This is a genomic window from Aquabacterium sp. (genome assembly GCF_016234775.1).
In the GTDB taxonomy this organism is placed as follows: domain Bacteria; phylum Pseudomonadota; class Gammaproteobacteria; order Burkholderiales; family Burkholderiaceae_C; genus Aquabacterium.
In genome coordinates this window covers 31642-45466 of record NZ_JACRAH010000045.1, presented here as the reverse complement: position 1 = coordinate 45466, position 13825 = coordinate 31642, and the positions used below count along the sequence as shown (strand labels likewise).

The window sequence follows — 13825 nt, the reverse complement described above, 5'->3', positions numbered from 1 at the left end:
TGTGATCGATGCAGTCATCCAAACTTCTTCCCGAGAATGACCCCGACCAGTTTCAGAAAGTCAAAGCGACCGGCAGCTTCGCAGCGTTAGGAGCCAATCGCGGTCGGCAGATCTGCTCACGGTAGGCGTCCGCAACCTGACATTCGATTTGGCAACTTGTGCTGATTTGACCGACCGCTGCGAGATGCACAGCCGACCAAGGGTTGCGATTCGGCCTGTCTGCTGCTTGAACGACTGTTGGCCCTCCTTGCGAACTAACGGTACCGACCCACTGCGGTCTTCGCAGGAGCTTTGTCCTGCAGCGGCTTGGCATCGCCTGATCGGATCGACGAGAAGGGGATGTCTGATAGAGTTGACCGAATGGAGCGAATCCCACTTTGATGCGAAACGCGCTTGTGGTGTCGGCACTGATATGAGGGCTGCGGGAATTCCCGAGTTTGACGAATAATGTCAGGAGGTATCAGTGCAATCCGTGGTTTTGACTACCAGGCCACCGTCATCCTAGATCTGCTCTTCCAACATTTCGAGAGCCATGGACCCGGCGCAATCGTTCGGCCTGAAGGCAAGGATGATCTTGATCTGCGATGGACGGAGGCTGGCGCCGAGCGCCATCGCTTTATCCAGGTTAAGAAGCCCAGGGAAGACGCCTTAGCCCGACCCAAGCCATCATCCTGGAGCTTGGCAGATGTCGTTCGCGATCTCCTGCCTAAAGTCCTGACTCGCTTGGCGGACAACGACGACCAGCAGTATTTCGTGCTTGGCGATTCAATCGCGACAGCGGTTCGAAGATTGTTCGATGCAGGTGTTGAGGCTCCCTTTAAAGCCTCGAGCGGGTATTGGGTCGTGATTCACAGCCTCGCGCGCGCTCAAGCACAACAACTTCTTCGCGATGGATCTGTTGCTGCTCGATCCGCATCGAAGCGCCGAATTCCCTCGCAGTTGTCGGATGACCCCAAAGAAGCGCTGGCGGCGCTGGTGACCTCAGCCAACACGTTCGCTCGGCGCCACGGTGCTGCGGGAGCAGCATTTTTCCAACGTTATTCTCAGGAGGCCGAACGGCTGCACAGACTTCTGCCAAGCGTTCTTCAACGAACCCAGTTCATAGATGCGAACGGTCGTGAAGAAGAGGTGGCCGAGCGTGTGATGCGACACCTGGAACAGCGATATCGTCTTCAACGGTCGATTGTCAAAGACACCCTGTTCCGCAACCTGCGAGGCTTCATCAATGACATCGCTAAAGAACCGGGGTTGACGTTCAATCGCGAAGACCTCGAGACCGAGTTGCGGTGCGTCTGGCCGCAGATGGTTCCCATCAAGGCGCCACCACCGCTGGAAACAGATCATATTGGACGGCCATCTCTGGCCGCGAGCTTCATCGATCCCTGGGCCGGAGTGGCCATGGAGGTCGTCGGGATTTCCGGTGCGGGCAAGACGCGATTGGCAGCGGAGATCCTTGAAAGAGCGCGGTTGATCCATTCGCAGCGCGCCGCGCTGTATGCCGAAGTGCGCTCCGGCACCAGCCTTCGCGATTGTCTTGTTGGTGCGGCATTTCATCTTCGGCGCCGAGGTCTGTCAGAACCGTTTGCTGTCGCGATTCAGCCTGATCAAGCCAATGAAAGTGCCCTGTCAGCCTTGGCGAAGGCCTTTTCCAGCATGCCCAGCGAAACATTGTTGCTATTAGACCTGGTCGAAGGAAGTGAACCACCCAGCTTTGGGAGAGACCTCGCGACGTTCGTCCGCGCGTTGTCTTGTAACACCTTGCGGCTCATTGTCTTTGGACAGGAGCGTGTGTTTCGAGAAGTCACACCACAGGAGCAGGCACAGATTGGCGTAAGCAGTATCGATGCGCCCGGGCTGAACTTTGAAGAGTTTGTCAAGCTAGTTCAAATGCGCCACAAAGAAGCTGATCGGGTTGAACTGTGGGACCTCTACCATCAACTGACCGCTGGTCGTGCTGCCGGCCTCAACGTCAGCTTGGCTCGGGCAATCGCCCAAGTCGACACACCAGAGGAAAGGGAGTCGATTGCAGCACGCCCGGCAGACGACCGGTTGGCCTTTGCTGAAAGGAGCCGTTTTGGCCGGGTGTCTGACGGTGCGCGTGCGGCGGCTGAGAAGCTAACCTGCTTCGCACTTCCGTTCCGGCGAGCTGATGCGGAAAGTGTTTTTCGTCGTGACAACGTGGGCTCGGCGATTCGGGAATTGCTTGATTTGGGCTTGTTGCGTCTGCACGATGGAGAGACCCTGGAGATGCACGAAACCGTTCGCGCGGGGCTTGAAGAGCTAATCGCGCCCCAGACGCGACTGGATGCCCACGCCACTTTAGCGGACTGGTACCAGAAGCAGGGCCAGGTCGGCGCCGTGGTCTTTCACTTGGAGAAGTCAGGCCAGAGCGCACAAGCCCAGGCTCGTGCAAGGGAAGCCTTCCTGGCCGGTGATTGTTGGGCGGCACTTTGGCCATTCCTGATTCGTCACCAACTCGTCTCCGCAGCGGAGGTCGTAACCGTTGTCGCCAATGGTGAAAGGATCGAAGAAGACTATCTCTTACCCAGCATGCTCAAGGAGCTGGGTGATCAGTCGGTCACTGAGGCACTCTTGGACTTGCTCCGTGTTCAGTCCGAGCGACTGTCTTCGGATCCCCAATGGGCAAAACCCATCATTGAAGCCATTCTTGCGATTGAGCCATCGCGGTTGGATGCCCTGATCGAACTTTTGATCCGAACCGTGCCCAATCCAAATGCGATGTCGGGCGTGCTGAGCGAACTGCCCTTTGCCGCACGTCGCCAAAGGGTGGTGATCGGCCCTTCCACGATGGCTCTTTTCGACCGGCAACCCGAAGCAGTTCAGAAGCTTCTGCTATCTCTTCTGTTGCAAGGTGGCTTGGCGTCATTGCAACACGCGTTGCAGTACCTTTGGAAGCATCCCTTGTTGGCAGAGTCAGGCCGGGATGGCGGCTGGCCCGCATTCACCATGCAGATCCGCTCGCCTGAAGATGTCTCAGATCTTCTGCGGGCGCTCCCGGCCGTCGAACCTTCTGAAATGATCAGAGTCCGCGGGCCGTGCTTGGGGCCGCTGGGAGGAATGATCTGGCACGCACGCAAAGCATTGCGTGCTCCTTGCGTGGCGGTCTTGCAAGCTCAAGCCTTGGATGGCCCTGGACTTGCCAATGCCATCCGGATTCTCCTGTACCTGGGCGAGCCGAGAACGCTGGAGTTATGCGAGGGGCTCAATGAGCGCCTGGATGCCGCTGGCGCTTTGGCCCGAATGGTTCCTGCCGTGGTGCCGACGCTCATCGACTGGCGTCCATACGAGAGGCGGGTGGAAGATCAATCAGTTGGATTTGTGGATCGCGCTCAGGCCTTGATCACACTGGCATCGTCCGGTGCCCAACTGAATAAGTTGGTGGACCGCCTTCAGACAAATGATTCCGCGAACTGGCCCCATTGGGTTCCGATCCTGCAAGTCATTGCCAGCATGGCGCCCTTTGCGGCAGCGATTCCCATCTTGAAAGAGGCTTTGGTATCAGGCGATGACCACGTGGCCGTCCAGCTACCCGGCATCATCGCGCGGCAAGGGCAGACGCCAGGACGAGACGCGACGGATGCGCTTCTTCAAGCGCTAGCTCATCCAAAAGAATGGGTGCGCTTTAGCGCGGCCTACGCGCTGGCTCGGCGGCGAGATCATGCGGCATTGCCGCGGCTGATCGAGCACTATGGCCGGGAGGTGTTGCCAGAGATTCAAGCTGTCCTGGCGACCGCGATCCTCGCCTCAGGCGCGAAGTCCGCCGAAGATCTTGCCGCAAGATCACATACCCCAGCAGCCGACTTGTGGTGGTGCGTGCTCGCGCACCGGACGCGGGATGTGCGTGCGGCGGACCGCTTAGTTGCGATTGCGACAAACCAGACACAGCTCTGGTCTGTGCGGCGGGCCGCGATCGCTGCGGCAGGCAGATTGCCCTATGAAGTGGCGCTCGCGCGTATCGAACCCGTCGTGATGGCGGAGTACTCGCCCTTCACAATCGATCGTCATCGAAGTCTCTTTGCTCATGAAGCACTGACAGCGGTTTTTCCCGAGGCTGATGGAGGTCTGAGACAGCTTTTCCAAGGTAACCGGGCTGGGTTCGTGAGTTGCTTTGAACCATACTTCGAAGCTTCATGGCAGCGTACCTTTGACAGGTCCGATTTGCCCCCTGGCGCAGACATAGCTGGGTGGCTCTATGACGCTCTTGTCGAAGGGGCGGTGAGAGCATGCCCGGGAGAGCAGTTGAACAATGCTCTTCACATTCCTTTGCTACAAGCGGCAGTGCTGCGGGCTTTGCGGATTCAGGGCAAGGTGGATCGGATCGACGCACACCTGGCGTCCGCCAGTCATGTCTGGCTGGCTATACGGGCTTTGATGGAACGGTCCAGGTTTCCTGAGCGTGGCTTGGAGCTTGGGCAAAGTCTGCAAACTGCCATCGCAAAAGCGGCTTGGGTGAATGACCGTGTCGTGAAGGAGTTCCTCGATCAGCTTGCTACACCAAGAACGGCGAAGGTGAGTTCAGATGCGGGTGCAAATGCTGCGCAGACAGATCAGGGGGCAGTCATTGTGTCGCTGAGTTTCTGGTCGGCGAGAGATCTGTTGGTTGGGAGATTCAATGGACCAGTTCGGGAGGGGCCCATGGTCCTCCGATCCATCGAAGAGGATGAGTGCGAAACACTTATCTGCTTGGCCGATCCAAAGAACGATCCTGAACAAGGTGAGACGGTCTTCATTCCAGCGGTCTCCTTTTCAAAGCTAGGTCATCGCGTCAGCCAGGTTCGCACCACGTATCGTGGCGGGCCATCCATGCAAGAGCGCTTGCGCAAAGCGATTGCTGCGGCCAATAGATTCAAGCTGTCCATGCCTTGGCACACAGCGCAGCTAGAAGGCCGCATCGGCGATAGCTATGCCGCCGATTTTCTTGCATGCCTGGCTGCGCAGGGCGACACTGTGCGGTTCTATGAAGCACTGGCGGAGGCGGAAGAGGTCATGATGCCCGCTCTCTGCAAAAATGCCTATGCACTGTCTGCTCAGCTTGAGATCGATCATCGTCTCGTTCCCGCCTTGACTCGCTTTCTCGCGGTAGGCGGCGATGATGTCTTCCAAGGGTTATGCATCCTGGCCAAGCGCATCGACGTGCCGGAAATCCAGCCCATCCTTGAAGGGTTGCTGCACCGCTGGATCCGACGGTTTGAGGTGAAAGCCGACCATGCCCAGAACGATGCCGCCTTTGCGTTATGGCACGGCTTTCATCGCCTCATCGAGCATCCCCGTTTCGATGCGATTCCAAACTGGCCGCAACTGCTGGAATCGCTTCTGGTGGCCCCCATGAATCCGCATCGATTCCAGTCAATCATGCGTGTGCTGGAAAGGGACGCCGCCTCCTATGCGCTGATAGAGATGCGTTTGTTTAAGGAGGCCAACTGGGCGCACTGCGGAGAAGACGAGGTCGAGCGGCTTGACCGTGCGGCAGAGGTATTGTTTGCTCAAACTCAAAACACTGGTATCAAGCTGGCGGTTGAGGATGCCGACTCCAAGTGACTGCTGCCGCAAATCGGCGGCTTCCATGCCCCGCCCCCCGCGGGTCGCATATCAGCTTTGAGTTGCCCTTGATTGGTAAGCGACTTTTTTGCAGCGTTGGCTGTCAGTCGGTCGCCGCAGTCGAACTGACGCTGAGTGACAGGGACCAGTCACTCACATTTCAGGTCTGAAACGTCGGCGACCAAAGGACTTTCATGGGAAGAGAGACCTTGCAAGGACAATGCCTCTCGATAATCAGAGGCCGACCATGCCCGGCTATAACAGACTTTACTACTCAACATGACCGCAGCACGCCCACCCGAGCCAGCACCGGAGCCACTAAGCGAACATCTGACCCCGCTTATTCCCGCGTTCCTCAAGGATTATTCACAAGGCAAGCTCGTTCTCGACTTCACGACGCTACGTCTGCAGCAACGACGAGCCACCAATCCGACGACCTACCTCGGCAAGGGTTTACTGGAAGTGGTTACTGACGGCGAGTTCAAGCTTAGGCTCTACGTCGAGTCATCTGAGCACCATGAACACCCATTCGTGAAATTGGCGCGCGAGTTCAACGAAACCAAACCGGGCGACCTCATTCCTGATGAGCGCTACTTCGTCATGTCGGGCCGAGACATCAACGGCTTCGAGTGGCGATGCGCCAAGGTGCAAGCAGATGCCCACGATGCTGGGCACGGTATTGTGATTACCGGGGTGCTTCAGGATGCTCTGAAGCACGAGATGGTGGGCCTGCCCTATATGGCATCGGCACGCGCCGCGATGTACTTCTTCAGCGAGCTCCGCGTCGCCCTCGGCCTTCTCGGCGCCCAACAAGCGACGACCACCTTCAGTGCCGCGGGTTTCGATTGCTCCGCCAAACAGGCCGCCCCTGAGGATGGGGGCTTCGTCATGCTGTTGCGGTCACAGGAGGCTGAAATGCCCACCGCCATCGAAACGCGGATCGAAGAAGCACTGCGATATGTGACCGCCAGCTCCGTGAATTGGTGCATGGTAGAGAAACGGTTCGGAACAATACGCGAGGTGATGGTCGTGCCTCGTCGACCGGTTCATAAGTCGTTTTTCAATGAACCAGTCGACTATCGGCATCCAAACATGAAGCCGCACTACTGGCATCTCTTTGCACGTTACTTGGAGCATGTGCTGGCCGCAGACGAGCCAGATGCCTATCACCCGCTCTCGTCTCAGCTCTTTCACGTCTTCTCGGGGGAGACCCGACAGCTGGACCTGAACGGCCTGGTGGTGGGCGTGGCTGTCGAGGGCGTCCTCAACGTCTCGTTCAGCGACATTGGTAAACCCACGTCGGAGTTCCTTGCGGCACGGGAAGCGCTTGCGCAACGAGTTGCCAAGGTCAAATGCAAGGTGCCTGAGTTGGATCGGCGAGTTAAAGGCGCACTCGACGCAATGAAGAGTTCAGCCGCAAGCGCTACCGACAAGCTAAAGGCGTTGGAGACGGCTGGAGTGGTGACGCGCTTGTCGATCAAACAATGGAAGGACCTTCGCAACAAGACCGCACATGCCAAGGGCACGTACGACCCGACGGCGTTGGCCAAGCTGTACCCTCTGTGCAACGCCGTGTACACCTTGCTCAATCGCTTGGTGTTCCAAGCCATCGGCTACGAAGGAGAGTTTCAGGATTTCAGCCAACGCGGTTGGCCAAACGCCTCATTTAAGCCGGTGTCAGACGGAACTGAAGTGGGGGATTGACCACTGCATACCGTGGCGCGGCTTTGTTGTTTCGACTTGCTTTGCCTCCATGAATAAGGAGCCTAGCGTGAGGGTAGCGCCACGCCCGAGACAGAATCGGTCGCCTATGCGGACAATTCGCTAACCAAAGGGTCAGCCGAATAGTATCGCGCGAGCGCCGGTCATCCAAAGAGACCACAGGGAGGTAAGGCCACATGGAAAAAGACGATTGCGACGACACTTGGGTTCGGGAGCTGAAGGCGCACGTCGCCCGCCACCCCATAGTTATCCTGAACCTGGAAGAGCGCGAGCTGCATGGGCTGAAGGAGACACGTGATGGGATTCGGCAGTTCTCGCTGACGCGCGAGCACGATGACGCCCGCGGCATCTCCACCCCATGCGTCTGCCTCTTCTTCGCTGAAAAGCCGCGTCCATTTGGGGGGCAGGCAGATCAACCTGCGGCCTACGCTGCGGTCTTCAAGACAAAGGGCGCGGCGACGACGTTCGACTCCAGGCTAACGATCCGTCGAGGTGTCGAGATTCAACCGAGCACGCCGGCGGGCCTTATCAAGCTCTTCAAGGGCGAGAAGTTCGAGCGGGACATCAAGAACCGCCTCAACAAGGATGAGCCCCTAGTCCCGCTAGGGCAGAAGGAGAGCATCAAGCTCATTGAGAAGCTCCTGGCCATCGATGCCAACCGCGGTTCACTGCGAACCCTGGCTGGCGGATTGACGAAGCCGCAGTCGGAATCCATCGAGCGACAGCAACTTGACGCGCTCAGGATGGCGCTGCGCACGTTTGGCCTGCCTGAGGATGCGCCGGCGGCGACGATGAACCTCGCGCGCGGCTCGAAGACTGGCCTAACGAGGCTGAACGTGCACGAGGATGGCGTCATCGAGCACGACGCCCGCGTCGTTCCCGGGTACGAGTTCATCGACAGCGACGTCCGCGGCCAGGCCACGTTCCGCAAGGGCCATCAGACCCTTGAGGTCTACACGGCCAATCGACGCAAGCTCGAGGAGGCGTTCGGCGTTGACCTCATCTACCTGAACCTCTTCCACCGCAACGCGGTGCTTGTCCAATACAAGATGCTCAAGCCGCAAGGCGGTGAGGACACCCCTACGGATTGGGTCTACCGAGAGGATGAGCATCTGCAAAAGCAGCTAAAAACCATGCGACTATTTAGTCCGAGCCACGGTAAGGCAGACGGCTTCAGACTCAGCCGCGAGGCGTTCTATTTCAAGTTCGTGAGACGCCAGGAGCCGGAGACCTCGACGAACGTGCTCTTGCCACTCGGCCACTTCGAGGAAATCCTCCAGGACAAGGCATTCCGCACCGCGCGAGGCAACGTCCGCGTGGGCTACAAGGGCTTAGATGGCCGGTACATGCGTCAGAAGGCCTTCATCGACTTGCTCCAAGCTGGCTATATCGGCAGCGATGCGTCGACGACCAAGCACCTGCGCGCTTTGATCGACAGTGTGCTGTCCGGCGACGACTCTCTTGTGGTTGCTGTGCAGAGGCTGACCCATCAGCATGAGAAGGATAGCGACCATCAGCGCTTGATGCGTGAATGGGCAGTGGACGCCAAGCAGGCCTGACGCGCGGGTGGTCACTTCCGATGCGGCGGGGATTCCTTGCGCATCGGGATGTAGACATCGGCGGACGCGATACTGTCATTTCTCCTCGTCTCGGCGTCCTGAGCGCTCACTAGAGAATCAACGAATGCCGTCGCTCGGGGGACCGCAATGGGTGTGTCTGGGAGGCACAGATGGATATAGCAAAGAAGCGCCGGGAAAACATGGCCAACGCAGTGACCGAGCTGAAGAACCTTCTTGAGCCAGGGCTACTAGGGAACTTCACCTGGTTCGAAGCCGTCGAGGTCATCGCGACGCGGCCTCTTGAAGCTGTAGGCGAGTTTCAGGCACGCAACGTCTTTTCCGTATACGTTGCAGAGCCCGGCGCGCGGCCTCAGGCACCAAAGCAGCCCTTTCTGAACAAGCCATGGCGGCTCAAAGGCGTCCCAGATTGGGCATTCGGTATCACCAGGCGGCCTGTCGACCTCTCCGAGCTTCTTGAGAGTATCGAGCGGTATGGTAGCGAAGGTGTTTGGATGCCGCCAGGCCAGCCAGTTCTCGAGGTCGGGACGCTCACCGCCGCGCCAGCGATGTTTTGCCCCAGCGACTCGCACACTGAGGTCCCCTTAAACGGCGTCCTGAAGAACAACTTCTGGGCGGGCTCATACGTGGTCGAGCTCAAGGACGAGGCCAAGTCGACGTTGACAGACCTGACCAATGATGACGTTCCGTTCGAGGAACTTTGCGATTCGATTGCCAAGGTGCTGCCCATGCACCTGGAGCGCGTACCGGACCGCCTCGGCGACGTGCTATTCCAGATTCCCTCGAGCGCACTGATTGCGGAATTCCACCGCCGCCCTCACCAGCCGGTGGACCTCCACTTGGCTTGGAATCCCGATGTGCCGCAGAGAGTGTTAGTCGGTGAGTACCGTGTTGAGCATGACGGGATGATTTCCTCTCTCGCACGCTTCAACTTTCCGGTAGGGCCTGCACGCCTAAAGATTCCTCCCAACTCTGGCGATCTGCGGTTTTCCGTGTGGGACACCGAGAAGCAGGTCGTGTTGGCGGCTACGGCCGTACTCCGAGCGCCGGACGGAAGGGGGTCCGTCGAGTCGTCTTGTAGTGTCGAACTGGAACAGCCACGCATCTTCCAAGCGAAAGGACTGACCGACGAGGAGACCCACACTGTTCAACTCTGGCAATCCGACGGCGGCAAGCGGGTTATAGGGTATCCACGCCCAAACATCGACTGGGTCGCTCGACGAGAACTGAAGGCGCGCATGAAACAGTTGGTCGAGTCCAAGCGATTCCTCCAATACGGTATCGGTAAGGCCGCTCGTGATGTCGAGCACCGGCGCGCCCTTGAGGACCTGCGGCATCTCATCAAGGTGCTCGACGAGGGAGCGATCTACCTCTGGGATCCGTACCTCTCTGCCAATGACATCTTGAATACCCTCGCCTTTTGCAAGAGCACAGGAACTGAGCTCAGAGGACTCACGTCCTCGAAGCCGTCAAAGTTGGGGCCGACGGATGATGACGAGGCCCTGGGCACGATGATGTGGTGCGTGACGCCTGAGCCGGCAGACGACGAAGGGGCAGAATCTGTCCTGACCAGCCGTCGCAAGGCCTGGATCAAGAAACAGCAGGACCAGTTAAACAACGCGTTCACGGGTCCGTCCCACATGAAGCTCGACTTCCGCATGAGTTGGGGCATCCAGGGCAGCTTCCACGACCGTTTCCTAATATTCCCCGGTCGGGGTCGCCATCGAACTCGAGCTTGGTCCCTCGGAGCTTCGATTAACCACATCGGCTCAGAGCACTGCATCGTTCAGGAGGTTGCATACCCAGAGCCCGTGTTGGCGGCCTTCCTGGACTTTTGGAATCAAAGCAGCAAGGCTGAACACATCATCTGGCAATGGTCATGAAATCAAGAGACATCCTCTGTGGCATCGCCGCTCGGGCAGCAGCCGCAATGCCCATAGAACCCAGCTTCACTAACCTCCCGTATGAGGGTGGAGTCGATGACTTCGACACACTAGCCTACAGCCTGAGCGAGGAGTTTCCCTTTCTCCATACGGACAAGGAAGATGTTGACAGCGCCAACGTTACGAAGTTCGACGGCCTCTTCGCCTGGCTCGCAGACCATTTGCGCAGTTTCCCGGACGGCGCGCCCAACCCTGAGCGGCGCCTGGTGGACATGCTTGTGCTAGCCACGATGCTCGAAGGCAACGCTGCGCTTTGGGGTGAGCTCGCACAAGCAGTCCCTAGTCCTCCGCCGCTGCTGCTCGAAGGCATTGCCAAGGTCTTCACCGACACGCGTCCCGAAGGCCGGGTATTCCTGGAACGAGCGCACTACAGCCCCGAGCAGATTTCCAGCGTGCTCGACGATGTCGCACGCAAGGATTGGAAGTCGGTTGAGCGGACGATGGATCGGCTGGAGGACAGGCTGTGGCTTCCCTTGAAGACCCAAACGGCGGCCGCGCTCCATCAATATGACCGCCCTCGCCTTGAAGCCCTTGTTGACCGCGCAGATGACTTGTTTGAAGTCGCCGCGTATGTTCTTCACGCGCCGGTGGCCCAGGCCCTCACGCTTGCCCTGACATGCAAGAACTGGACGTTCAAGTTCTGGGCGTTTCACAGGTCGGCCAGGTTTGCTGCGGCGGGCAAGCAGTCCTATCCCCTCGAGTGGGAGGCCCTCCTAACCGAGGCAGCTGCAGTGCCAGAGGAATGGCCTCGGTGGCTGGCGGTGCTGAACGAGCATCCATCTAGATACCCACAGATTCAACTCGCGCTAGGGAACGCGCTCGTCAGCGCCTCAGATGACGCGCTAGACGCATACGTCGCGTCAATCTCAAAGACTGCAGATTTCGGTCGCCCGCACTTGGCCGATGCGCTCGGCGTGTTTCGGGCCAGGGCATCCCTGCCTGTCCGCCAGAGGCTATGGACCGCAGCCTTCAAGAGATGGAAGGCGTGGGACTTCGGATGCGACGAAGAGTCGAGGAGCTTGTTCCGGGTACTCAGGAGCTCCTTTGACTACCCGGTCATGGGATACCTGACCGAGTGCATCTCCGCTGAAACTCGAGCCGATATGGCCGTCGAGCTTGAGACGCGAGCGGCGGCCATCGAGCATGCTTGGCATTCGGACATCACGCCGGCAGTGTCGGAACGATTCAAGCTTATTTCGACCTATCAGCTACTTGCGCACGCCGAAGCTGTTCTGGCTGGTGCGCCTGAATGGCTCGCGGGCGAACCGCTTTACAAGCCAAGCTGGGAGGATGGATCTGCCTATCGGAGCCTAAAGTACGACCTGAATATGGGCAAGGCGACGTTTTAGCTTTGGAGTTCCTTGGCGGTCAGCTCTTGGCAAAAGCTGTCGGTCTATGACGCCAAGGCCATTGACAGCAATCAGCCTCAACTTGACGCTCGCTAAATCAGCTTCGCAAACCTTTCGCGGGCGACCATGTACGACGGCCAGAGCAACTTGCCAACTACACACGTACATGACCATTCGATCCAACTGCCGCATCCGCCTGCAGGCAAAAAACCAACTCGCTACACCGGTCAGGCCACAACGCTGATTCAACCTCGTCCCAGAACGTTCAAGTCAATCACCACATCGTTTGGTAGAAACAATGGTGGAAACCAAAATAAACGCAACCCGGAAAACAAAAAACCCCAAGCGAATCAATCACTTGGGGTTTGCATCTGGCGGAGAGGGCGGGATTCGAACCCGCGGTAGGGATTAACCTACACACGCTTTCCAGGCGTGCGACTTAAACCGCTCATCCACCTCTCCGAAGCCCGCTATTGTAGCAAGGTTTCGCGACGTTTCCGAACCAATCAGTTCAGAGGCAGCTTCTTGCCTTCTTTGTAGCTATACAGCGTCATGGCCGGGTTCTTGAGTTCGCCGTTCGGCTCGAACATCACCTTGGCGGTCACGCCCTGGTAGTTGGTCTCGGCCAGCTTGGGGCCGTAGACCTTGGGGTCCACCGAATTGGCGCGTTTCATGGCGTCCACCAGCACCATGGTGGCGTCATAGGTATAGGGCGAATAAACTTGGAACTGCTTGGGGAACTGCGTCTCGTAGCGCGCACGCCAGGCTTGGCCGTTGGGCAGCTTGTCCAGCGAAGCGCCCCCCACGGCGCACACGACATTGGCCAGGGTCTTCGCGCCACTGGAAAGCTCCATGAGCTTGTCGGTGCAGATGCCGTCACCGCCGAACAGGTAGGCCTTGTTCAAGCCGAGTTGCTGCATCTGGCGCAGCATCGGGCCGGCTTGTGGGTCCATGCCGCCAAAGAAGATGCCATCAGGCTTCTTGGACTTGATGGACGTGAGGATGGCACTGAAATCCACCGCCTTGTCGTTGGTGTATTGCTGGCTGACCACCTCGATGCCCCTCTCCTTGGCCACCTTGGCAAACACTTCAGAGACGCCCTTGCCATAAGCGGTGCGGTCGTCAATGATCGCCACCTTCTTGAGCTTGAGCGTGTCGGCCGCGTAGTTGGCCAGGCCCGCACCCAGCGCCAGGTCATTGGCCAGCAGGCGGTACACGTTCTTGTAGCCCAGCGTAGTCAGCTCGGGGTTGGTGGCCGAGGGCGTGACCATGGGCAGGCCGCACTGGTTGTACACCTTGGATGCGGGGATGGTGGTGCCGGAGTTCAAGTGGCCGACCACACCGTTGACCTTGGCGTCACACAACTTCTGCGCGGCCGCGGTGCCTTGCTTGGGGTCGGCGGCATCGTCTTCCGCCACGAGTTCGAACGTGACCTTCTTGCCACCAATGCTCAGCTTCTGGGCATTGAGCTCGGCCACGGCCATGCGTGCGCCGTTTTCGTTGTCGCGACCGTAATGGGCCTGCGCGCCGGAAACGGGGCCCACATGGCCGATCTTGACCACGGTCTGGGCCTGGGCGGCAGGTGCCATCAGCGTGGCGGAAACAGCAGCGGCCAAAGCCAGGCGCGCTTGAACGGACAGAACAGATCCAGACATCAGGTCTACCTCAAGTTGAA

6 protein-coding genes and 1 tRNA gene are annotated in these 13825 nt (G+C 58.6%); 5 read left to right on the top strand and 2 right to left on the bottom strand.

What is annotated here, in order from left to right; translation table 11 throughout:
- The first annotated feature begins 447 nt into the window (after positions 1-447).
- The 5 genes from HY836_RS14040 (at position 448) to HY836_RS14020 (ending at position 12150) form a co-directional block, all read left to right on the top strand.
- Positions 448-5559 carry a HEAT repeat domain-containing protein gene (locus HY836_RS14040; RefSeq protein ID WP_290676852.1) on the top strand — a complete coding sequence of 1704 codons (5112 nt, stop codon included), beginning with the start codon at positions 448-450 and terminating at the stop codon, positions 5557-5559.
- Between the two features lie 279 nt (positions 5560-5838).
- On the top strand, positions 5839-7263 hold the full coding sequence (locus HY836_RS14035; RefSeq protein WP_290676849.1) for a hypothetical protein: 1425 nt from the start codon (positions 5839-5841) through the stop codon (positions 7261-7263).
- Positions 7264-7457: 194 nt separating this feature from the next.
- Positions 7458-8840: a hypothetical protein gene (locus HY836_RS14030; RefSeq protein ID WP_290676846.1), complete on the top strand. Its 1383-nt coding sequence runs from the start codon at positions 7458-7460 to the stop codon at positions 8838-8840.
- A 170-nt stretch (positions 8841-9010) separates the two neighbouring features.
- Positions 9011-10741, top strand: a complete 1731-nt coding sequence (locus HY836_RS14025; RefSeq protein ID WP_290676844.1) for a VPA1262 family N-terminal domain-containing protein — start codon at positions 9011-9013, stop codon at positions 10739-10741.
- The gene (locus HY836_RS14020) at positions 10738-12150 is read left to right on the top strand and encodes a hypothetical protein (RefSeq protein ID WP_290676842.1); all 1413 of its coding nucleotides are present in this window, start codon (positions 10738-10740) and stop codon (positions 12148-12150) included. The genes HY836_RS14025 and HY836_RS14020 overlap by 4 nt, the downstream gene beginning before the upstream one ends.
- Positions 12151-12522: 372 nt before the next feature.
- Here the strand turns inward: HY836_RS14020 and HY836_RS14015 are convergent.
- Both HY836_RS14015 and HY836_RS14010 read right to left on the bottom strand, forming a co-directional pair.
- A tRNA-Ser gene (locus tag HY836_RS14015) sits at positions 12523-12612 on the bottom strand.
- 44 nt (positions 12613-12656) lie between these two features.
- Positions 12657-13790 (bottom strand): branched-chain amino acid ABC transporter substrate-binding protein, encoded by a 1134-nt coding sequence (locus HY836_RS14010; protein ID WP_290676900.1) that lies wholly within the window; start codon positions 13788-13790, stop codon positions 12657-12659.
- Between the last annotated feature and the right edge of the window lie 35 nt (positions 13791-13825).

Excerpts from the sequence above, each read along its gene's own strand:
- HY836_RS14040 (WP_290676852.1), top strand. The coding sequence starts at position 448 with ATGTCAGGAGGTATCAGTGCAATCCGTGGTTTTGACTACCAGGCCACC.
- HY836_RS14035 (WP_290676849.1), top strand. The coding sequence starts at position 5,839 with ATGACCGCAGCACGCCCACCCGAGCCAGCACCGGAGCCACTAAGCGAA.
- HY836_RS14030 (WP_290676846.1), top strand. The coding sequence starts at position 7,458 with ATGGAAAAAGACGATTGCGACGACACTTGGGTTCGGGAGCTGAAGGCG.
- HY836_RS14025 (WP_290676844.1), top strand. The coding sequence starts at position 9,011 with ATGGATATAGCAAAGAAGCGCCGGGAAAACATGGCCAACGCAGTGACC.
- HY836_RS14020 (WP_290676842.1), top strand. The coding sequence starts at position 10,738 with ATGAAATCAAGAGACATCCTCTGTGGCATCGCCGCTCGGGCAGCAGCC.